Consider the following 21,718-nt stretch of genomic DNA (forward strand, 5'->3'; position numbering starts at 1 on the left):
CACGCTCAGCATCGCGGGCCTGCTCGCCGCGATCGTGGCGACTACGCTGCCCGCATGGCGAAGAAGCTCGTGATCAAGGTGACGGCCGGGGCGGACGCCCCGGAGCGGTGCTCGCAGGCGTTCACGGTGGCGGCGGTGGCCGTGGCCAGCGGGGTGGACGTCTCGCTGTGGCTGACCGGGGAATCGTCGTGGTTCGCGCTGCCGGGCCGGGCGGCCGAGTTCGAGCTGCCGCACGCCGCGCCGCTGCCCGACCTGATCGACTCGGTCCTCACGGCGGGACGCGTCACCCTGTGCACCCAGTGCGCGGCCCGACGCGACATCACGGAGAACGACGTGATCGAGGGCGTACGGATCGCGGGCGCGCAGGTCTTCGTGCAGGAGGCGCTGGCCGAGGGGACGCAGGCCCTCGTCTACTGAGGCGTACCGCCCCGGTGGTCGTCCCCGTGGCGTTTTCTGCCGTCGAGTTCGTCCCACCACTCGTCGGACTTGGGGTCGCCGGACGGGTCGTCCCACCAGCGGTCGTCGGGGCCGCGGCGATTGGCGACCATGGCGGCGACCGGCGGGATCACCATGGCGAACAGGCACATGCCCACGGCGGCCGGTACCGACCAGATGCGCACGACTCCCCAGGCCAGGACGAACAGCGTGAGGCAGGTGCCCATCATGGCGAAATACGCGTGACGACGGCGTGCGTACATACGTCCAGGGTAGGTCGGCGGGGACCGCGTAAACATGCCGCGGAACGTGCCGAAGGGCCGTACCCCCCTGGCGTCCAACCCCGGGGTACGGCCCTTCCGCGTGCTCGGCGGTCTCAGACCGCGATCGCGACCTCCGCGAGGCCGCCCTGCTGGGCGACGACCGTGCGGTCGGCGGTGGCGCCGGGGACGAGGGCGCGGACGGTCCAGGTGCCCTCGGCGGCGTAGAACCGGAACTGGCCGGTGGCGGAGGTGGGGACCTCCGCGGTGAACTCGCCGGTCGAGTCGAGCAGCCGGACGTAGCCCTTGACCGGCTCGCCGTCCTGGGTCACCTGGCCCTGGATCGTCGTCTCACCGGGCTTGATCGTCGAGGCGTCGGGGCCGCCGGCCTTCGCTCCACACATGTGCTTCTCCAGAGGTCTTGAAAGGTCGGTCGGGTCGGTTACTTGCCGGAGCCCAGCTCGATCGGCACGCCGACCAGGGAGCCGTACTCGGTCCAGGAGCCGTCGTAGTTCTTGACGTTCTCCACGCCCAGCAGCTCGTGCAGGACGAACCACGTCAGGGCCGAGCGCTCACCGATGCGGCAGTAGGCGATGGTGTCCTTGGCGAGGTCGACGTCCTCCTCGGCGTACAGCGCCTTCAGCTCGTCGTCGGACTTGAAGGTGCCGTCGTCGTTGGCGTTCTTCGACCACGGGATGTTCCTGGCGGACGGCACGTGGCCGGGGCGCTGCGACTGCTCCTGCGGCAGGTGGGCCGGGGCGAGCAGCTTGCCGGAGAACTCGTCGGGCGAGCGGACGTCGACGAGGTTCTGCGCGCCGATGGCCTTCACCACGTCGTCGCGGAAGGCGCGGATGGCGGTGTTCTGCGGCTCGGCCCGGTACTCGGTCCTCGCGCGCTCGGGCACGTCGGTGCCGTCGACCAGCTCGCGGGCGTCCAGCTCCCACTTCTTGCGGCCGCCGTCGAGGAGCTTGACGTTCTCGTGGCCGTAGAGCTTGAAGTACCAGTAGGCGTAGGACGCGAACCAGTTGTTGTTGCCGCCGTACAGGATCACCGTCTGGTCGTTGGCGATGCCCTTCTCCGACAGCAGCTTCTCGAAGCCGGCCTGGTCGACGAAGTCACGGCGGACCGGGTCCTGGAGATCCTGGGTCCAGTCGATCCGGACGGCGTTCTTGATGTGGTTCTTGTCGTAGGCGGACGTGTCCTCGTCCACCTCGACGAGGACGATGCTCGGGTCGTCCAGGTGCTCCTGGACCCAGTCGGCGTCGACCAGGACGTCGCTGCGGCTCATGCTCAATCTCCTCCGGGGCAGGTACGGCGGGGCGTGCGAGTGCGAGGGGGCGCGCGGACAGCCGGTGCGGCGGGGCGTGCGCGGCGCGCGGACGGCCCCCGGTCAGGTACGGGGCCGGGCGATACGGGAGCCGGAGCCCCCGCTCAGAAGGGGCGACAGAGCATGGCGGCCACGCGGCACAGGTCCACTGCCCGCCGCTTTGTGAGATCCGCCTGTCGCTTCATAAGGGCGATCGTAGGGAGGGACAGGCGGCCATGTCACCGGCATGTCGGATGATGAGACACGATCGTCCGGAATGTGGGACGAGGAGGGGGTGGGGGGTGGTGCGCGCGGGGGGCGGGGCGCCTGCCACGGGCCCCGGAGCTGCGCCGCGGACGGGTGTCTCGCCAGTCGGACAGCGGAGCGGGCGCCTTCGCAGTCCTACCCCTCAAGCCTGACGTCGGAACCCTTCACCTTGATCTCGACCCCGTTCTTCGCCGCCCGCACCGAGTCCAGCCGGATGCCGCCGGGCAGCCGGTCGATGGCCTGCTGGAAGTCGGTGATCGAGCGCATCCGGTTCTCGGCGAGCGCGAGACCGGCCAGCGTGGGCAGGCCGTCGGCCTTGACCCGCACCTTGTCGCCGTCCACGGCGACGGAGCTGAGCACGGAGATCGGCGTCGGCAGCACGGAGACCTTCACGGCCACCTTGATCTTGCCGTTGCCCCCGTCCGACAGGCCCACCACCTGCGTGGTCACCCCGGGCAGCACCTGGGTCGGCCGGGCCTTCGCCGCCTTCAGCAGCTCGGCGTAGGAGACGGTGGCCGTGCCGGTGGCGGTGGCGGCGGTGGCGGAGCTGTAGTCGCCGGAGAACCGCACGCCCTTCAGGTCCGCTTCGAGATCGTCGATACGGATCTTCTGCCCGCCGTCGCCGGTGTCGGCCTCGTAGCCGCGGATGCCGACCTCGACGTCGTCCAGCTTGTCGCCCGCGAGCTGGGTGAGGAACGGGAACCCCTTGATGGTCACGTCGGGGGTGCTCGCCAGGTTCTCCGTGCTCCGCAGCTCGTCGGCCGCCCGGCCCTGCGCGTAGCGCACCGCCACCCGGTCGGCCACCACGAAGAGCACGCCGAGGACGACGGCGACGATCAGCAGCACTCGCAGCGCGCGCATGCGGTGTTTCCCCCACCTCGGCGGACCTGGCGACGACCGGGCGGCCGCCTTCGCGAGCGTAACCCCGCGGGCGAGCCCGGCCCGAAGTCTGTAGACCAGCTGTTACCCGGGGCGCCCGGAGGTATCCCCGCGCGGCGGGGCGCCGGCTATCCCAGCGCCCGGCCCAGCACCCACACCACCGGCGCCGCCGCCGACAGCGGCAGGGCCACACCGGCCGTGAAGTGGACGAAGCGCGAGGGGTAGTCGTAGGCCGCCACCCGGTGCCCGATCAGGGCGCACACCGCCGCGCCCGCGCCGAGCAGCGCGCCCTTGGTGCCCAGCCCCGTCATGGTGCCGGCCGCGATGCCCGCACCGGCCGCCGCGAGCAGCGCGACCACCACCGAGGCGGCCCCCGGCAGCGGCAGCGCCCGCGCCAGGACGGCCACCGCGACCGCCGCCGCGCCGACCGTGACCGCGTCCGCGCCGCCCGCGAGGTACCCGGTGGCCACGACGGACAGCGCCGCCGAGGCGACGGTCGCCATCAGGCCGTACATCCGCTCGTCCGGGTCGGCGTGGGAGCGCAGCTGGAGGACGAGGGAGAGCAGCACCCACACACCGAGCGTGCCGAGGATGGCGGCGGGGGCGTGCGCGCGGCCCGCGCCCAGCACGGCCGCGTCCGAGACCAGCGCGCCCGCGAAGGCGAGGGCGATGCCCTGGCGGGCGGGCCACATGCCGTTCAGCCGGAACCAGCCGGCCGCCGTCACCGCCTGGAGCACCACCAGCGGCACGAGCAGCGCGTACGTGCCCGCCTGCGCCGCGCCCGCCAGCAGCAGGCCCAGCAGCGCGGTGAGCGCGGCCGGCTGCATCCCCGGGTCGATGACCGGCGAGCGGCCCTCGGCCCGGGCGCGCTGCGCGTCGGTGACACGGGTGTTGCCGCCGAGCGTGGCGGGCCCGTAGTCGGGGTCGGCGCCGGTCGGGGCGGGTGTCGGGGCGGGGGCGGGGTCCGCGGCCGGGACCTGGGCCGACGCCGGGGCCGGGTGGTCGAGCGACGGCAGGTAGGCGGTCCGCGCCGCCGCTTCCGGGGCGGCGACGACCGGCTGCCCGTGGGTCTGCGTCTCCCAGGTCTGGCCCTGCCACTGCTGCGTGTAGGGGGCGGCGTGCGGGTCCGCGTACGGCTGCTGCTGGCCGTACCCGTCTCCGCCTCCGTCCCCGCTTCCGGGCCAGGGCTGCGGCGCCTGCTGCGGATACGGCTGCCGGGCGGCGTACGGCTGCTCGGCGGGGTACTGCTGCTGGGCGGGGTACTGCTGCTGCCCGCTGTGCTGCTGCTGCCCGCTGTGCTGCTGCTGGGTGTACGGGTCGTAGCCCTCGTATCCCTCGTAGCCCTCGTGCGGAGATCCCTCATACGGCCGGTCGGTCATCGCTCACCCTCCTGCGAACGGCGGGAGCACCTCGACCGTGCCGCCCTCGATCAGCCGTACCGTCTCATGGTCGCGCGTTCCCACCGGGTCGCCGTCGATGAGGAACGAGCAGCGCGGCAGGACGCGCGCGAGGTCACCGGGGTGCCGCTCGCGCGCCGCGGCGAGCGCCCCGGCCAGCGTCTCCGCCTCGTGCGGCTCCTCGGCGACCCCGGCCGCGGCCTTCGCCGCCGCCCAGTAGCGCACCGTGACCTTTGCCATGCCGTTCCTCATGTCCTCATGCCACTCGTGATGAACAGGGTTCAGGTTAGGCCCTTCCGGGGCCCTCCCCGGCGAGGGTCCAGCGGGCCAGGCGGTGCAGCAGGGCGTCCGGGGCGGCGTTCTCGGCGTGGCCCATGCCGGGCTCCAGCCAGAGTTCGCCGTGGTCACCGGCGGCCGCGGCGAGCATGCGGGGGTGGTCGAGGGGGAAGTACGCGTCCCGGTCGCCGTGCACGATCAGCAGCGGGGTGGGCGCGATGCGCGGGACCGCCTCCACCGGGGAGAGCGGGACGGGGTCCCAGTCGCGGTGGTGGACGCGGGTGCGCAGGCCGTAGCGGCTCAGCAGGCGGCCCTCGGGGCGCGTGACCAGCCAGTGCAGCCGGCGCATGGGGGCGGTGCCCCGGTAGTACCAGCGCGCCGGGCCGCTCACGGACACCACGGCGTCCGTGCCCTCCGGTCCGTGCAGCGCCGCGTGCCGCAGCACCACCGAGCCGCCCATGGAGAAACCGACGGTCGCCACCCGCGGGTGCCCGAAGCCGCGCGCCCACGCCACCGCCGCCGCCAGGTCGAGCACCTCGCGGTCGCCGACCGTGGAGCGCCCGCCGGAGGCCCCGTGGCCGCGGAAGGAGAACGTGACCACGGCACCGTACCGGGCGAACACGCGGGCGACCCGGCGGACGTGCGGCCGGTCCAGGCCGCCCGTGAAACCGTGCGCGACCACGAACACCTGGCCTGTCCCGCGCGGGGCCGCTCCCGGCTCGTACGCCGCCTCGACCGCCACCCCGTCCGCCGTGCGCAGGAACGTCCTGACCGGGGCGCGCGGCGGCGTCCCGGACGCCGGGGCGGACGTCGGGGCGGACGTCGGACGCGCCACATGACCTGCCGAATCCCCGCTCATGTCGGCTATTGTGCTGGGAAGAGGACTCGGGCAGCGAAGCCCCCGGGTCCTTTCGTGCTTTCGGAAGCGTTGTATACGACGCGGGAAACCGCAGGTGTACGACTGGAAGAGACGCAGCAGTGCCGCACACTCCCCCACGGCCACACGCGGAGGAACGAGACGCCATGGACGAGCGAACCGTGCACGACCATACGACGGCCCAGGCATCGGGGGCCGCCCCGCGCGAGCGATGCCGAGTGCCCGGGGGAGGGACGGCGCGATGAGTTCCCTGCTGCTGCTCACCAACGCCCTCCAGCCCTCGGCCGAGGTGCTCCCCGCCCTGGGCCTGCTGCTGCACAACGTGCGGGTGGCACCGGCGGAGGGCCCCGCCCTCGTCGACACCCCGGGCGCCGACGTCATCCTGGTCGACGGGCGCCGCGACCTGCCGCAGGTGCGCAGCCTGTGCCAGCTGCTGCGCTCCACCGGACCGGGCTCCCCGCTGCTCCTCGTGGTGACGGAGGGCGGCCTGGCCGCGGTCACCGCCGACTGGGGCGTGGACGACGTCCTGCTGGACACCGCGGGTCCCGCCGAGGTGGAGGCCCGCCTGCGGCTGGCCATGGGCCGCAAGCAGCTCGTCGACGACGACTCGCCCATGGAGATCCGCAACGGCGACCTGTCGGTGGACGAGGCGACCTACAGCGCCAAGCTCAAGGGCCGGGTGCTCGACCTGACCTTCAAGGAGTTCGAGCTGCTGAAGTACCTCGCGCAGCACCCGGGCCGGGTCTTCACCCGCGCCCAGCTCCTCCAGGAGGTCTGGGGCTACGACTACTTCGGCGGCACCCGGACCGTCGACGTGCACGTCCGGCGGCTGCGCGCCAAGCTCGGCCCCGAGCACGAGTCGCTGATCGGCACCGTGCGCAACGTCGGCTACCGCTTCGTCACCCCCGAGAAGCCGGAGCGGTCGGCGGAGGAGGCCAGGACCCGGCCCGAGCCCACGGACCAGCCCGGCCGGGGCCGCGACCGGAGCCGGGAGCGGGACCGGGGCCGGAACCAGGACGCGAGCCGGAACCAGGACGCGAGCCGGAGCCAGGACGGGAGCCGGGACCAGGACGGGAGCCGGGACCAGGACCAGGAGAGTGGCCGGCAGGCCACGGCGGGCCACGGCGCGGCGAAGACCCGGCCGGAGTCGTAGCGCACGCCGAGGCGCCCCGGCCGCCCGCCGAGGCGCCTCCCCAGCCGCGCGCCCGGGGCGCGCCCCCAGCCGCGCGCCGGAGCACCCCCAGCCGCACGCCGGGGCTCGCCCCGGGGCGCAGCGCACGCGAGGCCCCGGGCCAAGTCGTCGAGCACGCGTACCGCACGCGGGGGCGCGCCCCGAGTCGGGCGGCACGCGAAGGCCGAGGCCACGTCGCAACCCACCCGAGGGCGCGCCCCGAGTCGCACGGCACGCGAAGGCCCGGGCCACGTCCCAGCGCACCCGAGAGCGCGCCCCGAGTCGCACGGCACGCGAAGGCCCGGGCCGCGTCCCAGCGCACCCGAAAGCGCGCCCCGCCCCCATCGCTCATCCACGCACTGATACGCCGTGCCCAGGGCGGGTCCATCCGCGTAGACTCCGCGCGTGGCCAAGGTGACTCGGGACGACGTGGCGAGGCTGGCGGGGACTTCCACCGCGGTGGTCAGCTACGTGATCAACAACGGACCCCGGCCGGTCGCCCCGGCCACGCGCGAGCGTGTCCTCGCCGCGATCAAGGAGCTGGGGTACCGGCCGGACCGGGTCGCCCAGGCGATGGCCTCGCGGCGCACGGACCTCATAGGCCTGATCGTCCCGGACGCCCGCCAGCCCTTCTTCGGGGAGATGGCGCACGCGGTCGAGTGGGCGGCGGCCGAGCGCGGGAAAATGGTCCTGGTCGGCAACTCCGACTACGTCGCCGAGCGCGAGGTCCACTACCTGCGGGCCTTCCTCGGGATGCGCGTCTCCGGCCTCATCCTCGTCTCGCACGCGCTGAACGACCTGGCCGCCGCCGAGATCGACGCCTGGGACGCCCGGGTGGTGCTGCTGCACGAGCGGCCCGAGGCGATCGACGACGTGGCCGTGGTCACCGACGACCTGGGCGGCGCGCAGCTCGCCGTACGGCACCTGCTGGAGCACGGCCACGCGTACGTGGCCTGCCTGGGCGGCACCGCGGACACCCCGGCCGTGGGCGACCCGGTCTCCGACCACGTCGAGGGCTGGCGGCGCGCGATGGCCGAGGCGGGGCTGCCGACCGAGGGCCGCCTGTTCGAGGCGCCGTACAACCGCTACGACGCCTACCGGGTCGGCCTGGAGGTGCTCGCCGGGCCCGACCGGCCGCCGGCGATCTTCTGCTCCACCGACGACCAGGCGATCGGCGTGCTGCGGGCCGCGCGGGAGCTGCGCATCGACGTCCCCGGCGAGCTGGCGGTGGCCGGGTTCGACGACATCAAGGAGGCGGCGCTCGCGGACCCGCAGCTGACCACGGTCGCCTCCGACCGGTCGGCGATGGCCCGCTCGGCCGTGGACCTCGTGCTCGACGACGGGCTGCGGGTCGCCGGTTCGCGGCGGGAGCGGCTCAAGGTGTTCCCCTCCCGGCTGGTCGTCCGCCGGTCCTGCGGCTGCGCCTGACCCCGGCCCCGAGCCGCCCGGCCGGGCCCCTTACATCGGGCATACGCGGTTCTGTCGGGCTTCTCAGCGGGGACTCAGGAAGCTCTCATGATCACGGGACACAGTCGATGACATGACCGACAGCATCCGCCGCAGCGGCGCGTACGAGTACACCCAGGGTGACGGAACGACCCCGACTGCTCACTCCGCGCAGTCGGCGGATCAGCACCCCCACACCTCTTCCCCGGTGAACCCGGAGTGGCCGCCCCCGCCGGCGTACGCCCCGGCGCAGCCCTACGCTCAGCCCGCCGCTCAGCCCGCCGCGCAGTCCTACGCGGCCGAGCCCGGCCCGACCGCCGCGCACGGCGGCACCTGGGGCGCCCCGGGCGGCGCGTGGGGCGCCCACGGCGGCGGGCATCACGGCGGGCACGACGGCGGCACCGCCGTACTGCCCCCCGTCGGTTCCGCTCCCGCCCCCGGTCCCGGTCCCGCGCCGAAGAAGCGCGCCAAGGGCCCGCTCGCGCTGCTCGCCGCCGTGGCGATCGCCGCCGCGGCCGTGGGCGGCGGCACCGCGTACGCCTTCCAGGAGCTGACCGGCAAGGACACCGTCGCCTCCAGCAGCACCAGCACCAACGTGGTGCCCTCCAGCCAGCGCGGCAGCGTCGCCGCCATCGCCAAGGCGGTCAGCCCGAGCGTCGTGGAGATCACCGCCACCCTCGACAACGGCACCTCCACCGGCTCCGGCGTGATCATCTCCAGCGGCGGCGAGATCGTCACCAACAACCACGTCATCGCGGGCGCCTCCTCCGTCAAGGCACGCACCAGCGACGGCAGCACGTACACCGCGCAGGTGGTGGGCACCGACAGCTCCAAGGACCTCGCCCTGATCAAGCTCCAGGGCGCCTCCGGGCTCAAGACGGCCGCCCTCGGCAACTCCGACGGCGTCGCGGTCGGCGACCAGGTCGTGGCGATCGGCTCCCCCGAGGGCCTGACCGGCACCGTCACCAGCGGGATCGTCTCCGCCCTCAACCGGGACGTGACCGTGTCCACCGACGAGAGCCAGGGACAGGGCCAGGGACAAGGGCAGGGCGAGGGCCAGTGGCCGTTCGAGTTCGGCGGCCGGCACTTCAACGGCGACACCGGCTCCTCCACCACCACCTACAAGGCGATCCAGACCGACGCGTCCCTGAACCCGGGCAACTCCGGCGGCGCGCTGATCGACGCGAACGGCAACATCGTCGGCATCAACTCGGCGATGTACTCGGCGGCGTCCGCCTCCGGCTCCGGTTCCGGCTCCTCCGACGCCGGCAGTGTCGGCCTCGGCTTCGCCATCCCGGTCAACACCGTCAAGGCCGACCTGGCCAAGCTGCGCTCCGGCGCGCAGAACTGACCCGGGCCCCCGCCGCCGTACCGCACGGGGCGGGTGCGGACCGTGCGAGTCTGGGTACGTCCCGAGAACGCCCCGACCCGACCGTGTCCGCCCCGGACCCGAGCCACCGAGGAACAGCGACCGATGAGCCCCGCCGACGCCGACCGCGACCGTGACACCCAGCGCATCCTGATCGTCGACGACGAGCCCGCGGTACGCGAGGCGCTCCAGCGCAGCCTCGCCTTCGAGGGCTACGACACCCAGGTCGCCGTGGACGGCGCGGACGCGCTGGAGAAGGCGGGCGCCTACCGGCCGGATCTGGTCGTCCTCGACATCCAGATGCCGCGCATGGACGGCCTGACCGCGGCCCGCCGGCTCCGCGGCGCCGGCGACACCACCCCGATCCTCATGCTCACCGCCCGCGACACGGTCGGCGACCGGGTCACCGGCCTGGACGCCGGGGCGGACGACTACCTGGTCAAGCCGTTCGAGCTGGACGAGCTGTTCGCCCGCATCCGGGCCCTGCTGCGCCGCAGCACCTACGCGGCGGCCGTCGCCGCCGCGGCCGACGGGGACGACGCGCTCACCTTCGGCGACCTGCGCATGGACCTGTCGACCCGCGAGGTCACCCGCGCCGGACGCCAGGTGGAGCTGACCCGCACCGAGTTCACGCTCCTGGAGATGTTCATGGCGCACCCGCGCCAGGTGCTCACCCGCGAGCAGATCCTGAAGGCGGTCTGGGGCTTCGACTTCGAGCCCTCCTCGAACTCGCTCGACGTCTATGTGATGTACCTGCGCCGCAAGACCGAGGCGGGCGGCGAGCCGCGCCTGGTGCACACCGTGCGCGGGGTCGGGTACGTGCTGCGCCAGGGCGGCGCGGAGTGACCAGGGCGCTGCGCCGCTTCCGCTCCCTGCCGATCCGCTCCCGGCTCGCGCTCCTGGTGGCGGCGGCGGTCGCCTTCGGGGTGGCCGCGGTGTCGGTGACCTGCTGGTTCATCGTGCAGGGGAAGCTGTACCAGCAGATCGACAACGATCTGCGCGCGGCCGGCGGCCCGGTCGGCTCGCGCAGCGTGGACAGCCTGCTGAACAACTGCTCCAGCACGCCCTCCGCCCCGGGCGACCGCGGCCCCGGCTCCACCGACTACTACGTCCAGGTGATCAGCTCCACCGGCGTGACCTGCGTCTTCGGCAACTCCGCCGGAACCGTCCGGGCCACCGACCGCGACCTGGCCATCGCCCGCGACCCGGGGCGCGACGGCACCATGCACAACAGCACGGACACCCACGGCAACCCGGTGCGCGTGCTCACCGCCCCCCTGTTCGTCACCTTCCCGGCGGGCTCCCAGCTCTACCCCGGCCACGCGCTGCTGATCGCCTCGCCGCTCAAGGACACCGACAAGACCCTCAACGACCTGGCCCTGCTGCTGCTGCTCGTCTCCGGCATAGGAGTGATCGGCGCCGGCGCCACCGGCCTCGCCGTCGCCCGCGCCGCGCTGCGCCCGGTCGACGAGCTGACCGAGGCCGTCGAGCACGTGGCCCGCACCGAGGACCTGGCGGTCCGCATCCCGGTGGCCGACGACAGCGAGGACGAGATCGCCCGGCTGTCGCGCTCCTTCAACTCGATGACCGCCTCCCTGGCCTCCTCCCGCGACCTCCAGCAGCAGCTCATCGCCGACGCGGGCCACGAGCTGCGCACCCCGCTGACCTCGCTGCGCACCAACATCGAACTCCTCACCCGCAGCGAGGAGACCGGCCGCCCGCTGCCCGAGGCCGACCGCAAGGCGCTGCTGGCCTCGGTGAAGGCGCAGATGACCGAACTGGCCTCGCTCATCGGCGACCTCCAGGAACTGTCCCGCTCGGAGAGCCAGCGCGGCGAGCGCATCCAGGTGATCGCGCTCCAGGACACGGTGGAGGCGGCGCTGCGCCGCGCCCGGCTGCGCGGCCCCGAGCTGACCGTCACCGCCGACCTGGAACCCTGGTTCGTCCGCGCCGAACCGGCCGCCATGGAACGGGCGGTGGTCAACCTCCTCGACAACGCGGTGAAGTTCAGCCCCGAGGGCGGCACCATCGAGGTGCGGCTGGCCCACGGCGTCCTCACCGTCCGCGACCACGGCCCCGGCATCCCCGCCGACGAACTCCCGCACGTCTTCGACCGCTTCTGGCGCTCCCCCGGCGCCCGCGCCCTGCCCGGCTCCGGGCTCGGCCTGTCCATCGTGGACCGCACCGTCCGCCAGTCCGGCGGCGAGGTCGCCCTGACCCCGGCGGACGGCGGCGGCACGGTGGCCACCGTACGGCTGCCGGGCGCGGCCACCCCGCCCCCGGAACTGCCGTGAGGGCGGGACGGCGTTGAGGCCCGCTCCCGGTCCCCGCTCTGTACTCTCGGACGCATGACCAGCGACGACACCGCACCGATCGCCCGCTCAGTGGAGACCCGCGCCGAACTGGCCCCGGACCAGGCCGACGCCGTGCTCGCCCTGCTCGCCGAGGCCGCCCGCGCCGACGGCCAGCAGGCGGTGTCCGAGCAGGGGCGGCTGCTGCTGCGCGGCGGCGCCCGCACGGGCGTGTCCCATCTGCTGCTGAGCCTGGACGGTGAGCTGATCGGCTACGCGCAGCTGGAGGACACCGACCCGGTGGAGGCGCCCGCCGCCGAGCTGGTCGTGCACCCGGCGCACCGTGGCCACGGGCACGGCCGGGCGCTCGGCTCGGCGCTGCTGGCCGCCTCCGGCAAGCGGCTGCGGGTGTGGGCGCACGGCGGGCACTCCGCCGCCCGGCACCTCGCGCAGGTCCTCGGGCTGACGCTCTTCCGCGAGCTGCGGCAGATGCGGCGCCCGCTGGCCGGCTTCGACCTGCCCGAGCCCGCGCTGCCCGAGGGCGTGACGGTACGGGCCTTCGTGCCCGGCCAGGACGACGCGGCCTGGCTCGCGGTGAACGCGGAGGCGTTCGCCCACCACCCCGAGCAGGGCTCGCTCACCCAGCGCGACCTGGACGCCCGCGAGGCCGAGCCGTGGTTCGACCCGGAGGGGTTCTTCCTCGCCGAGCGCGCGGGCCGGCTGATCGGCTTCCACTGGACCAAGGTGCACGCCGAGGAGCGCCTCGGCGAGGTGTACGTCGTCGGGGTGCGGCCCGGCGCGCAGGGCGGCGGCCTGGGCAAGGCGCTCACCGTGACCGGCCTGCGCCACCTGGCCGCCCGGGGCCTGCCCGCCGCGATGCTGTACGTCGACGCCGACAACAAGGCCGCGGTGGCGGTCTACGAACGGCTGGGCTTCACGACGTACGAGACGGACCTCATGTACCGGACGGAGACCTGAGCACCGGCTGAGCACCGGGGGCCGGAGAGGGCGGTTTGGGGGCGGCCTCCGGGAGAGGCCGAGTACCCGCGGGCCGCCTCCCGGTGTCCCGCACGTCATGTCTCCGTAACCGGTCATTCAGACTGGCTTGCGACGCTCGCCCCATGAAACCCGCCGTGCCAGAGCCCGCGCCCCCCGGGGGATCCCCACCCGCGCTCCCGCCCGTGCTCTCCGACGCGCCTGTCCCGCACCCAGCGCGGAAGAATGGGTTCATGAGCGAGCCAGACGCCCAGCCGGCAGCATCCGTCCCGCGGCTCCAGCCCTCCGCGGGCTCCCTGACCGCCCGCCGCCCGCACACCGTGGCCGCGGCGGTCTCCGACCTGGAACCCGACCTCGACGCCGACCTCGACGACTACGAGGAGCCGGGGGACGGCGGGGAGCGGCTGCCGCAGGGCCGCTTCCTCGACCGGGAACGCAGCTGGCTCGCCTTCAACGAACGCGTTCTGGAACTGGCCGAGGACCCGGACACCCCGCTGCTGGAGCGGGCCAACTTCCTGGCGATCTTCGCCAGCAACCTGGACGAGTTCTTCATGGTCCGGGTGGCCGGCCTCAAGCGCCGTATCGCCACCGGCGTCGCCACCCGCTCCGCCTCCGGCCTCCAGCCGCGCGAGGTGCTGGAGATGATCTGGGCGCGCTCGCGCGAGCTGATGGCCCGGCACGCCGCCTGCTACCACGAGGACGTCGCCCCCGCCCTCGCGGAGGAGGGCATCCACCTGGTTCGCTGGAGCGAGCTGACGGAGAAGGAGCAGGCCCGCCTGTTCACGCTGTTCCGGCAGCGCATCTTCCCGGTGCTGACCCCGCTGGCCGTCGACCCCGCGCACCCCTTCCCGTACATCTCCGGCCTCTCCCTGAACCTGGCCGTCGTGGTGCGCAACCCGGTCACCGGCCACCGCCACTTCGCCCGCGTCAAGGTGCCGCCGCTGCTCAACCGCTTCCTGGAGAGTTCCCCGGGCCGCTACGTCCCCCTGGAGGACGTGATCGCCGCCCACCTGGAGGAGCTGTTCCCGGGCATGGAGGTCCTGGAGCACCACACCTTCCGCCTCACTCGCAACGAGGACCTGGAGGTCGAGGAGGACGACACCGAGAACCTGCTCCAGGCCCTGGAGAAGGAGCTGATGCGGCGCCGCTTCGGGCCGCCGGTGCGGCTGGAGGTCGAGGAGTCCGTCGACCGCGAGGTGCTCGACCTGCTGGTGCGCGAGCTGAAGATCAGCGAGGCCGAGGTGTACCCGCTGCCCGGCCCGCTCGACCTGACCGGCCTGTTCCGCATCCACAGCCTGGACCGGCCCGAGCTGAAGTACCCCCGGTTCATCGCCGGCACCCACCGCGACCTCGCCGAGGTCGAGTCGGCCTCGCCGCCGGACATCTTCGCCGCGCTGCGCGGCCGGGACGTGCTGCTGCACCACCCCTACGACTCGTTCTCCACCTCCGTGCAGGCGTTCCTGGAGCAGGCCGCCGCCGACCCGGACGTGCTCGCCATCAAGCAGACCCTGTACCGGACCTCGGGCGACTCCCCCATAGTCGACGCGCTCATCGACGCCGCCGAGTCCGGCAAGCAGGTCCTCGTGCTGGTCGAGATCAAGGCCCGCTTCGACGAGCACGCCAACATCAAGTGGGCGCGCAAGCTGGAGGAGGCCGGCTGCCACGTCGTCTACGGCCTCGTCGGCCTCAAGACGCACTGCAAGCTGTCCCTGGTGGTCCGCCAGGAGGGCGACGACACGCTGCGCCGCTACAGCCACGTCGGCACCGGCAACTACCACCCCAAGACCGCCCGCCTGTACGAGGACCTCGGGCTGCTCACCGCCGACCCGCAGGTCGGCGCCGACCTCTCCGACCTGTTCAACCGGCTCTCCGGCTACTCCCGCCGCGAGACCTACCGCCGGCTGCTGGTCGCCCCCAAGTCCCTGCGCGACGGCCTGGTCTCCCGTATCCGCAAGGAGATCCAGCACCACCGCGCCGGGCGGCCCGCGTTCATCCGGATCAAGGTCAACTCGGTGGTGGACGAGGCCGTCGTCGACGCCCTCTACCAGGCCTCCCAGGCGGGCGTCCCGGTCGACGTGTGGGTGCGCGGCATCTGCGCGCTGCGCCCGGGCGTGCCGGGCCTGTCGGAGAACATCCGCGTCCGCTCCATACTCGGCCGGTTCCTTGAGCACTCCCGGGTGTTCGCGTTCGGCGGCGGCGGCGAGCCGGAGGTGTGGATCGGCAGCGCCGACATGATGCACCGCAACCTCGACCGCCGGATCGAGGCCCTGGTCCGGGTCACCGACCCCGCCCACCGGGCCATGCTCAACCGGCTGCTGGAGACCGGCATGTCCGACACCACCGCCTCCTGGCACCTCGGCCCGGACGGCGACTGGACCCGGCACGCGACGGACACGGACGGCCAGCCCCTGCGCAACATCCAGGAGATGCTCATAGACGCCCGGAGGCGCCGGCGTGGCACAGCGACACCTTGACCCGACGGACCGCACCGCCGCCGCCGGGACCGTCCCCCGGCTCACCGGGGAGGACGACGCCCCCGTCACGGACACCGCCGCGGCCACCTCCGGGGACGGCACCGCGGACGCCCTCGCGGCCTATCTGCGGGCGCAGGCGACCGAGTTCCTCCGCGCCCTGCGGCTGCACGGCGAGAGCGGCGGCGCGGCGGCCGGCACCGCCGAGTCCCTCGACGCGGCCCGCGCGCTGCGCCGCGCGGCCCGCCGCATCAGCGGCAGCCTGCACACCTTCCGGCCCGCGCTGGAGGAGACCTGGGCGGAGGAGCTGCGCCCGGAACTGGCCTGGCTGTCCGGCACGCTGGCCCGCGAGCACGCCTACCAGGCGCGCCTGGAACGGCTGTTGCTGGCCCTGCACCGGCTGTCGCCGCGCGGCGGGGAGGCCGGTACGGCGGAGCCCGGCGCGGGCGGCGCGGCCGGTGGCGCCGGGGCGGCGCCCGCCGCGCAGCGGGCGGCGGCGTCCGGCGGCGCGGCCCATCCGGGCCGGCCGGGCGCGGTGGACCGCGGCCATCTGACCGTGGGCGCGGCGAAGGCGGGCGCCCTGCTGGACCGTCAGCTCACCCTCGCCCGCACCCGGGCCCACTCCACGGCCCTCCAGGCGCTGGGTTCCTCCCGCTTCCACGCCGTCGCCGACAAGGTCGCCGTCCTCGCCAGCGACGTCCCGCTCGCCCCCGCCGCGCACAGCACCGACCTGCGGCCCCTGGCCACCGCCGCCGAGGACCGCCTCGCCGACGCCGTCACCGCGCTCCCCCTCGTCACCGCGGGCAGCCCCTACAACGCGGAGGCCCTGGTCCACGGCCTGTCCCCGGACCTGTCCCCGCACCCGCAGGACGCGCCCTGGCATCAGGTCCGCCTGCTGCTGCGCCTGCACCGGTACGCCCGTGAGGCGCTGCGCGGAGCCGCGTCCCGCCCGGCCGCCCCCGCCGCCCCGGCCGAGCTGCGGCTGCGCACGGCCGGCCAGGCCCTCGACCGGCACCGCGACGCCTCGGAGGCCGCCGCCGCGGCGGCCTCGGCGGCCCGCACCCCGCGGATCGCCCCGGCGACGGCGTACGCGCTGGGCGTGCTCCACGCCGACCAGCGGCACGAGGTGGAGGCGGCCAGGTTCACCTTCCAGCAGTCGTGGCTGGGGCAGCCGGTCGGCGCCGGCTGAGCGGGGAGGGAGCGACATGACGAGCCCCGAGAAGCCCGTCCTGGCGGCCGGCTGCGTCCTGTGGCGCCGCTCGCCGGCGGACGGGACGCTCGAACTGTGCCTGGTGCACCGGCCCAAGTACGACGACTGGTCCTGGCCCAAGGGCAAGCTCGAACCCGGCGAGGACCCGCTGGCGGGCGCCCTGCGCGAGGTCGAGGAGGAGACCGGGTACACCGCCGTGCCCGGCCCGCCGCTGAGCACCCTGGCCTACCGGACCGGCGGCCGCCCCAAGCAGGTGCGGTACTGGGCCGCCGAGGCCGCGGCGGGCCGTTTCGTCCCCAACAAGGAGGTGGACCGGCTGCGCTGGCTCCCGCCGGACGACGCCCGCGACCGCCTGACCCGGCTCCGCGACCGCGAACTGGTCGACGAGCTGCTGCGCGCCCTGCGCAGGGTCTGAAACCGGCCACTGCGCGGGCAGCCGCCCCGGGGCGGTCAGCCGCCCCGCTCGTGCTCCGCCGCGTCCGTGCGGGCCGCGCTCCGCGCCCGGCGGGCCGGGCCGCGCCAGCCGCAGCTGCAGCGGGCCAGACAGAAACGGCCCTGTTCGACGGTCGTCGTGCGATGTTCCTGCTGCGCCACGGTGACCACGCTACCCAGGCCGGGTGAACGGCCGGTTGCGGCCCCGTGCGGATGCCCCCGGCCGCCCTCCGGCGCGTGACGGCGTTCCCTACCCGTCGTTAACCGGACGACGAAGGCCCGCGACGGGACGGACCGGCTGGGGGTAGGCAGGCGATGGCGGAGCGGCTGGGAGTCCCCCCTCGGGGCAGGATCGGCGCGGCGGCGCTCGCGGCGGCGCTGGCGCTGTGCGCGGGCGTCTCGGGGTGCGCCGGCAGCGGCGCGGCCGCCGAGGACGCGCGGCCCGCCGGCGGTCCGGTGCGCACCGTGCGGCAGGCCGCGGACGCGCTGCGCGCGGCGGGCACCTCCCAGTTGCGTACGTCGATGGAGATGGCCACCGGCGGCACCCGGGTGACCATCCGCGGCGAGGGCGCCTACGACTACCGGGGGCAGCTCGGGCAGCTGACGGTCGTGCTGCCGCAGGACCCGGCCGGTGCCGCCGAGCACGTGCCCATCGTCGAGATCCTGGCGCCGGGCGCGCTGTTCATGAAGAACCGGGGGGCGGGAGTGCCCGCCGGCAAGTGGGTGCGGGTGGCGACGGCCACCCTGCTCGACGGCAACCTCGTCACCGGGGGCGCCACCGACCCGTTCGTCGCCGCGGAGGTGCTGCGCGGCACGCGCACGGCGGCGTACGTGGGGCGGACCCGGGTGGCGGGCATCGCCGTGCGGCACTTCCAGGGCACCGCCGATCTCGCGCTGGCGGCGCGCGGTGCCGGGGCGGCGGACCAGGGGGCGCTGCGGGCGGCGGCGAAAGGGTTCGCCACGGCCGACGTCCCGTTCGACGTGTACCTCGACGACCAGGGCCGCATCCGCAAGCTGCGGCAGGGCTTCGTCTTCGTCAACGCCCGCCGCAAGGGCACCGTCGCCGTCTACGCGACCACGCTGCTGTTCGCCTTCGGCACCCCGGTGACCGTACGGCTGCCGCAGCCTGCCGACATCTACACCGGGCACGTGGCCGAGCAGTGAGCCACCGGGGACGACCGCCGAAATGAGCGGCGGACTAGCCCTTCCGTGCCATGCGCGAACCGCCCCGGTCTCCTTACTCTAGGAAGCTGTCGACGGCAGAGATGGGGTGATGCGCGTGGCTCCGGTGGGCGGTACGGCAGTGCAGGACCACGTGGCCCTCGCCGAGATCGAACTGTGCGGAGAGCTGATCATCGCCGCCTCGGCGGCCGCGGAGCGGCTCAGCCTGGAGAGCATCGACGAGGTGCTCAGAGTGGCCGAGGAACGCCGGTCCGGCACGGGCCGCTGAGCCGCCGTACGCACTCTTCCGCGCCTTGGTCAGGTGCGCAGCAGCCGCCCGATCGCCTTGGTGGCCTCCTCGACCTTCGCGTCGATCTCGGAGCCGCCCTCGACGGCCGCGTCGGCGACGCAGTGCCGCAGGTGCTCTTCGAGCAGTTGCAGGGCGAAGGACTGCAGGGCCTTGGTGGAGGCGGAGACCTGGGTGAGTATGTCGATGCAGTAGGTGTCCTCGTCGACCATCCGCTGCAGCCCGCGGATCTGGCCCTCGATCCGGCGCAGCCGCTTGAGGTGCTCGTCCTTCTGCTGGTGGTAGCCGTACGTGGCGTGGTCGTGACCGGCGTCCCCGTGCGGCGCCGCGTCCTGCTGCCCGGGGGTCCCCAAGGACGCCGTCGGGCCGGCCTCGGTGGTCGTCATCGCGTCCTCCCGCTCGGAACGGAAATCGGGGGATATACCCCCGCTGGGTATATCGTAACGAATTTCGCCGCGCACCGGGGCCCGAGACCTGCCTGACGGGCCCTGGGACCGCCCCCGTGCCGACCACTGTGCCTGATGGGCGACACTGGGGGACGGCCCCTTAGCCGTGGCCGGATGATGCGCTTAGCATCACCCTGACCGAAACCGAAGCACCCCGAGGACCCCACGTGCGCTTTCGTCTGACCCCCAGGGAGACGAGCTTCTACGACATGTTCGCCGCGTCCGCGGACAACATCGTCACGGGCTCCAAGCTCCTGATGGAACTGCTCGGGGCGGACGCTTCCGCCCGGGCCGAGATCGCAGAGCGTATGCGGGCCGCCGAACACGCGGGCGACGACGCCACACACGCGATCTTCCACCAGCTGAACTCCTCGTTCATCACGCCCTTCGACCGCGAGGACATCTACTCCCTCGCGTCGTCCCTCGACGACATCATGGACTTCATGGAGGAGGCCGTCGACCTCGTCGTCCTCTACAACGTCGAGGAACTGCCCAAGGGCGTCGAGCAGCAGATCGAGGTGCTGGCCCGGGCGGCGGAGCTGACGGCCGAGGCGATGCCGCACCTGCGCACCATGGACAACCTCACGGAGTACTGGATCGAGGTGAACCGCCTGGAGAACCAGGCGGACCAGATCCACCGCAAGCTCCTGGCCCACCTGTTCAACGGCAAGTACGACGCGATCGAAGTGCTGAAGCTCAAGCAGATCGTGGACGTACTGGAGGAGGCGGCCGACGCCTTCGAGCACGTGGCGAACACGGTGGAGACCATCGCGGTCAAGGAGTCCTGAGGCGTCCATGGACACCTTCGCTCTGGTTCTGACCATCCTGGTCGCGCTCGGTTTCGCCTACACCAACGGCTTCCACGACTCCGCCAACGCCATCGCCACCTCCGTCTCCACCCGGGCGCTCACCCCGCGCGCGGCACTGGCGATGGCCGCGGTGATGAACCTCGCCGGTGCCTTCCTGGGCAGCGGCGTCGCCAAGACCGTCAGCGAGGGCCTGATCGAGACCCCCTCCGGCGGCAAGGGGATGGGCATCCTCTTCTCGGCCCTGCTCGGGGCCATCGTCTGGAATCTGGTCACCTGGTACTTCGGCCTGCCCTCGTCCTCCTCGCACGCCCTGTTCGGCGGCCTGGTGGGCGCGGCGCTGGCGGGCGGCACCACGGTGTACTGGTCCGGGGTGGTCGACAAGGTCGTCACTCCGATGTTCCTGTCCCCGGTGGTCGGCCTGATCGTCGGCTATCTGGTGATGACGGCCATCCTGTGGATGTTCCGCCGGGCCAACCCGCACAAGGCCAAGCGCGGCTTCCGCATAGCGCAGACCGTGTCGGCGGCCGGCATGGCGCTCGGCCACGGCCTCCAGGACGCCCAGAAGACCATGGGTGTCGTGGTGATGGCCCTGGTCATCGGCGGTGCCGAGACCTACGGCGACCCGATCCCGGTGTGGGTGAAGCTGGTCTCCGCGCTGATGCTGTCGCTGGGCACCTACGCGGGCGGCTGGCGCATCATGCGCACCCTGGGCCGCAAGATCATCGAGCTGGACCCGCCGCAGGGGTTCGCGGCCGAGGCCACCGGCGCGTCGATCATGTTCACCACCGCGTTCGTCTTCAAGGCGCCGATCTCCACCACGCATGTGATCACCTCCGCGATCATGGGCGTGGGCGCCACCAAGCGGGTGAACGCCGTCCGCTGGGGCGTCGCGAAGAACATCGTGCTCGGCTGGTTCATCACCATGCCGGCCGCGGCGATCGTCTCGGCCGTCGCCTTCTGGCTGATCAACCTCGTGATCCTGTAGGAACACCGCGGTACACGCGGGAAGGGCCCGCCCCCGGCCTCGGGGGCGGGCCCTTCCGCGTCCTCACGGTGGCACCGCCATGCAGCACCGCGAGGGGTCCGTGGACCGGCCCGCGCCGGTCAGCCGAAGCGGCCCGAGATGTAGTCCTCGGTGGCCTGCACCGACGGGTTGGAGAAGATCCGCTCGGTGTCGTCGATCTCGATCAGCCGGCCCGGCTGCCCGACCCCGGCGAGGTTGAAGAACGCCGTACGGTCCGAGACGCGCGCCGCCTGCTGCATGTTGTGCGTCACGATGACGATCGTGAAGCGCTCCTTCAGCTCGCCGATCAGGTCCTCGATGGCGAGGGTGGAGATCGGGTCGAGCGCGGAGCAGGGCTCGTCCATGAGCAGCACCTTGGGCGCGACCGCGATCGCGCGCGCGATGCACAGCCGCTGCTGCTGGCCGCCGGACAGCCCCGCGCCCGGCTTGTTCAGGCGGTCCTTGACCTCGTTCCAGAGGTTGGCGCCCTGCAGCGACTTCTCCACGATGTCGCCCAGCTCGCTCTTCTTGTGGCCGCCGTTGAGCCGCAGCCCCGCCGCCACGTTGTCGAAGATCGACATGGTGGGGAAGGGGTTGGGCCGCTGGAAGACCATCCCCACCTCGCGGCGGACGGAGACCGGGTCGATCCCGGCGCCGTACAGGTCCTCGGTGTCCAGCATCACCTTGCCCTCGACGCGGCCGCCGGGGGTGACCTCGTGCATCCGGTTCAGGGTGCGCAGGAACGTCGACTTGCCGCAGCCGGACGGGCCGATGAACGCCGTCACCGAACGCGGCTCCACCGTCATCGAGATGTCCTCGATCGCCTTGTGTGCGCCGTAGTAGGCGGTGAGCCCGCTCACGTCGATTCGCTTGGCCATGACTACTTCACTTCCAGTCTTCTTCGGTCGC

25 protein-coding genes are annotated in these 21,718 nt (G+C 73.4%); 14 read left to right on the top strand and 11 right to left on the bottom strand.

Annotated features, from left to right (window positions below; translation table 11 throughout):
- The first annotated feature begins 54 nt into the window (after positions 1–54).
- Positions 55–417, top strand: a complete 363-nt coding sequence (locus tag ABZ858_RS05430; protein ID WP_361372844.1) for a DsrE family protein — start codon at positions 55–57, stop codon at positions 415–417.
- Here the strand turns inward: ABZ858_RS05430 and ABZ858_RS05435 are convergent.
- The 8 genes from ABZ858_RS05435 to ABZ858_RS05470 form a co-directional block, all read right to left on the bottom strand.
- On the bottom strand, positions 411–698 hold the full coding sequence (locus tag ABZ858_RS05435; protein WP_361372846.1) for a DUF3099 domain-containing protein: 288 nt from the start codon (positions 696–698) through the stop codon (positions 411–413). The two genes, ABZ858_RS05430 and ABZ858_RS05435, sit on opposite strands and share 7 nt — an antisense overlap.
- Before the next feature lie 113 nt (positions 699–811).
- A complete protein-coding gene (locus tag ABZ858_RS05440; protein ID WP_361372848.1) occupies positions 812–1,099 on the bottom strand; it encodes a DUF1416 domain-containing protein in 288 nt (95 codons plus the stop codon).
- A 38-nt stretch (positions 1,100–1,137) separates the two neighbouring features.
- Positions 1,138–1,983 (bottom strand): sulfurtransferase, encoded by an 846-nt coding sequence (locus ABZ858_RS05445; RefSeq protein ID WP_361372850.1) that lies wholly within the window; start codon positions 1,981–1,983, stop codon positions 1,138–1,140.
- Positions 1,984–2,126: 143 nt separating this feature from the next.
- A complete protein-coding gene (locus ABZ858_RS05450) occupies positions 2,127–2,207 on the bottom strand; it encodes an Ms5788A family Cys-rich leader peptide (protein ID WP_350751515.1) in 81 nt (26 codons plus the stop codon).
- Between the two features lie 196 nt (positions 2,208–2,403).
- A complete protein-coding gene (locus tag ABZ858_RS05455; RefSeq protein WP_361372852.1) occupies positions 2,404–3,129 on the bottom strand; it encodes a DUF2993 domain-containing protein in 726 nt (241 codons plus the stop codon).
- A gap of 146 nt (positions 3,130–3,275) precedes the next feature.
- The gene (locus ABZ858_RS05460) at positions 3,276–4,526 is read right to left on the bottom strand and encodes a hypothetical protein (protein ID WP_361372854.1); all 1,251 of its coding nucleotides are present in this window, start codon (positions 4,524–4,526) and stop codon (positions 3,276–3,278) included.
- 3 nt (positions 4,527–4,529) lie between these two features.
- On the bottom strand, positions 4,530–4,784 hold the full coding sequence (locus ABZ858_RS05465; RefSeq protein WP_361372856.1) for a MoaD/ThiS family protein: 255 nt from the start codon (positions 4,782–4,784) through the stop codon (positions 4,530–4,532).
- Positions 4,785–4,830: 46 nt separating this feature from the next.
- Positions 4,831–5,679, bottom strand: a complete 849-nt coding sequence (locus ABZ858_RS05470; protein ID WP_361372858.1) for an alpha/beta fold hydrolase — start codon at positions 5,677–5,679, stop codon at positions 4,831–4,833.
- Between the two features lie 259 nt (positions 5,680–5,938).
- Between ABZ858_RS05470 and ABZ858_RS05475 the strand changes: the two genes are divergently transcribed.
- The 9 genes from ABZ858_RS05475 to ABZ858_RS05515 all read left to right on the top strand — a co-directional run bounded on the left by ABZ858_RS05475 (position 5,939) and on the right by ABZ858_RS05515 (position 17,066).
- Entirely contained in the window at positions 5,939–6,850 is a 912-nt protein-coding gene (locus ABZ858_RS05475) for a winged helix-turn-helix domain-containing protein (RefSeq protein ID WP_361372860.1), read from the top strand.
- A gap of 423 nt (positions 6,851–7,273) precedes the next feature.
- Positions 7,274–8,296 carry a LacI family DNA-binding transcriptional regulator gene (locus ABZ858_RS05480; RefSeq protein ID WP_361372862.1) on the top strand — a complete coding sequence of 341 codons (1,023 nt, stop codon included), beginning with the start codon at positions 7,274–7,276 and terminating at the stop codon, positions 8,294–8,296.
- 112 nt (positions 8,297–8,408) lie between these two features.
- Positions 8,409–9,665 (top strand): trypsin-like peptidase domain-containing protein, encoded by a 1,257-nt coding sequence (locus ABZ858_RS05485; protein WP_361372864.1) that lies wholly within the window; start codon positions 8,409–8,411, stop codon positions 9,663–9,665.
- Positions 9,666–9,788: 123 nt separating this feature from the next.
- A complete protein-coding gene (locus tag ABZ858_RS05490; protein ID WP_361372866.1) occupies positions 9,789–10,529 on the top strand; it encodes a response regulator transcription factor in 741 nt (246 codons plus the stop codon).
- Positions 10,526–11,977, top strand: coding sequence for a HAMP domain-containing sensor histidine kinase (locus tag ABZ858_RS05495; RefSeq protein WP_361372868.1), 1,452 nt, complete (start codon positions 10,526–10,528; stop codon positions 11,975–11,977). The genes ABZ858_RS05490 and ABZ858_RS05495 overlap by 4 nt, the downstream gene beginning before the upstream one ends.
- A 54-nt stretch (positions 11,978–12,031) precedes the next feature.
- Positions 12,032–12,952 carry a mycothiol synthase gene (mshD, locus tag ABZ858_RS05500; protein ID WP_361372870.1) on the top strand — a complete coding sequence of 307 codons (921 nt, stop codon included), beginning with the start codon at positions 12,032–12,034 and terminating at the stop codon, positions 12,950–12,952.
- Between the two features lie 143 nt (positions 12,953–13,095).
- A complete protein-coding gene (locus ABZ858_RS05505; protein WP_361372872.1) occupies positions 13,096–15,444 on the top strand; it encodes an RNA degradosome polyphosphate kinase in 2,349 nt (782 codons plus the stop codon).
- Positions 15,445–15,568: 124 nt separating this feature from the next.
- Positions 15,569–16,630, top strand: a complete 1,062-nt coding sequence (locus tag ABZ858_RS05510; RefSeq protein ID WP_361372988.1) for a CHAD domain-containing protein — start codon at positions 15,569–15,571, stop codon at positions 16,628–16,630.
- 16 nt (positions 16,631–16,646) lie between these two features.
- Positions 16,647–17,066, top strand: a complete 420-nt coding sequence (locus ABZ858_RS05515) for an NUDIX hydrolase (protein ID WP_361372874.1) — start codon at positions 16,647–16,649, stop codon at positions 17,064–17,066.
- 35 nt (positions 17,067–17,101) lie between these two features.
- Here ABZ858_RS05515 and ABZ858_RS05520 read toward each other — a convergent pair whose 3' ends face one another.
- The gene (locus ABZ858_RS05520) at positions 17,102–17,245 is read right to left on the bottom strand and encodes a hypothetical protein (protein WP_361372994.1); all 144 of its coding nucleotides are present in this window, start codon (positions 17,243–17,245) and stop codon (positions 17,102–17,104) included.
- 153 nt (positions 17,246–17,398) lie between these two features.
- On the opposite strand from ABZ858_RS05520, the gene ABZ858_RS05525 reads away from it, so the two are divergent.
- Complete coding sequence (locus ABZ858_RS05525) at positions 17,399–18,247, top strand: hypothetical protein (protein ID WP_361372876.1); 849 nt, start codon at positions 17,399–17,401, stop codon at positions 18,245–18,247.
- A 109-nt stretch (positions 18,248–18,356) separates the two neighbouring features.
- Positions 18,357–18,533, top strand: coding sequence for a hypothetical protein (locus ABZ858_RS05530; protein WP_361372878.1), 177 nt, complete (start codon positions 18,357–18,359; stop codon positions 18,531–18,533).
- A 29-nt stretch (positions 18,534–18,562) separates the two neighbouring features.
- On the opposite strand, the gene ABZ858_RS05535 is transcribed toward ABZ858_RS05530, so the two are convergent.
- Complete coding sequence (locus ABZ858_RS05535) at positions 18,563–18,937, bottom strand: metal-sensitive transcriptional regulator (RefSeq protein WP_361372880.1); 375 nt, start codon at positions 18,935–18,937, stop codon at positions 18,563–18,565.
- A gap of 227 nt (positions 18,938–19,164) precedes the next feature.
- Here ABZ858_RS05535 and ABZ858_RS05540 point away from each other — a divergent pair, with 227 nt between their 5' ends.
- Both ABZ858_RS05540 and ABZ858_RS05545 read left to right on the top strand, forming a co-directional pair.
- Complete coding sequence (locus ABZ858_RS05540; protein ID WP_026252685.1) at positions 19,165–19,785, top strand: DUF47 family protein; 621 nt, start codon at positions 19,165–19,167, stop codon at positions 19,783–19,785.
- 7 nt (positions 19,786–19,792) lie between these two features.
- Complete coding sequence (locus tag ABZ858_RS05545; protein ID WP_361372882.1) at positions 19,793–20,791, top strand: inorganic phosphate transporter; 999 nt, start codon at positions 19,793–19,795, stop codon at positions 20,789–20,791.
- 119 nt (positions 20,792–20,910) lie between these two features.
- Here ABZ858_RS05545 and pstB read toward each other — a convergent pair whose 3' ends face one another.
- Positions 20,911–21,687 carry a phosphate ABC transporter ATP-binding protein PstB gene (gene pstB, locus ABZ858_RS05550; protein ID WP_361372884.1) on the bottom strand — a complete coding sequence of 259 codons (777 nt, stop codon included), beginning with the start codon at positions 21,685–21,687 and terminating at the stop codon, positions 20,911–20,913.
- Positions 21,688–21,718: the final 31 nt, after the last annotated feature.

Source organism: Streptomyces sp. NPDC047017 (assembly GCF_040644175.1).
Classification (GTDB): Bacteria; Actinomycetota; Actinomycetes; order Streptomycetales; family Streptomycetaceae; genus Streptomyces.